Source organism: Hydrogenophaga palleronii (assembly GCF_031457455.1).
Lineage (GTDB): Bacteria > Pseudomonadota > Gammaproteobacteria > Burkholderiales > Burkholderiaceae_C > Hydrogenophaga > Hydrogenophaga palleronii_A.
Map to the genome: position 1 here is coordinate 1 of NZ_JAVDWU010000021.1, position 1,625 is coordinate 1,625.

1 protein-coding gene is annotated in these 1,625 nt (G+C 63.8%); it reads right to left on the minus strand.

The window, feature by feature from the left end; genetic code table 11:
- The coding region (locus J2W49_RS25680; RefSeq protein ID WP_405001087.1) for a hypothetical protein at nt 1–1,535 on the minus strand (1,535 nt) is incomplete at its 3' end.
- Nucleotides 1,536–1,625 lie beyond the last annotated feature (90 nt).

The window sequence follows — 1,625 nt, forward strand, 5'->3', positions numbered from 1 at the left end:
GGATCGGCCATCGCCAGGCTCACCGTCACACCACCCTGCGGAGCAGGCCGCGACAGCGTCACAGCAAAGTTGCGCGACAAGCCCTTGGGTATCGACACGGTGGACACATTGGGCGAGCCCAGTCCGATCGTCACCGACTCCACCGTCACCGGCATGCTGGCGGCCTGATGTCCAGCAGCGCTGACGCTGACACTGGCACTACCGGCCGCCACACCAGAGAGCACGAAGTTGGCACTCGTCTGACCGGCAGGCACCACCATGCTCGAAGGCACCGAGGCCACGGCCGAGTTGGAACTGACCAGTGTCACCTCAAGGCCTCCCGCAGGAGCCGGATCAGACAGTGTCAGCGGAATGGAACGGCTCAAACCAGGAGCCACCAGCGCACCCGTTGGCAGAACGATCGACAGCGGCCGCACATTGACCGTCGTCTGCGCAGACACATGATTCTCAGCGGTTGCAGTGACCGTGGCATTGCCCTCGGACAGGGTGCTGATCGCCACGGTTGCGCTCGTGCTCCCCGCTGCGATGGTGATCTGGCTTGGCACTGTGGCCACAGAGGCATTGCTGCTCGCCAGCGACACTGGCAACCCACCGGCAGGCGCCGGTGCCGAGGCCTGAACCGTGATGTCCGCCGATCGCCCGACACCCAAGGTCAAGGCCCCGGGAGAGAGCGTCAGACGGGGAGGCGAAACCACCTGCACGGTGGCCTGCCCGCTGGTGAAGCCGACACGGCTGACGGTGATCACCGAGTTGCCCAAACCACTGGCACTGACGGGCAAGGCAACACTGGTCTGCCCCTCGGCCACCAGAACGGTCGAAGGTGCAGCCACCACAGAAGGCACACTGGACACCACGTTCAGCGCAAGACCACCGGCTGGCGCCGGGTAGGACAGCTGCACGTTCAGATTCGCGCTGGCACCATTGAAGACCGTCGTGGATGCCGGCGTGACTGCAATGGATGCAGACAGCACCGGCAGATCCATTGCCGACGAGGTGATGAACTGCCCAGGGTTGGCCTCATCCGGTGTGCGCAAGGCAATGCTGAGCGTGGAAGGCGTCAACGGGGTGGTGATCTGCGCCCTCAACGCCTGGGCCGACTCGAACTGCGTCGTGATGGCCGCTCCATTGAGAAGGACCTGCGTATCCGATCGGAATGCCAGACCGCTGACCGCCAGGGTCACCTCACCCTGACCGGTGAACAGGGACGATGGAGAGAGCGACTTGATCAGGGGGCTGGATTCCAGAACCGTCAACGCATTGGAAAGGCGTACAAGGCCGGCATCCGTCATTGCTTCCATGGAGACCGGCCCGGCTGCTGCAGCGCCATCGGCCGTGATGGAGAGCACCGCGCTGGAGTCCCCAGCGCCTGGTTGTACCTGTGCGGTCAATCCCTGGCGGTCGAACGCAACACGGGTCAAGCCGGTCAGGCGAGTCCCCGTCAAAGTAAAGGCGTTGGTGTCACCGGCCTGCAACTCATTGGGACTGAGGCTCAACAAGGAAGGCGTGCTTCCGACCGACAGGGTTCCGCTTTGCACGACATAGGGAATCCCTCTGATCCCCCAAGTCACGTTGCCCTGCACATCGCCTGAAGGAACGGACACCCCGTTGAGGGTGTTGCCGATGGC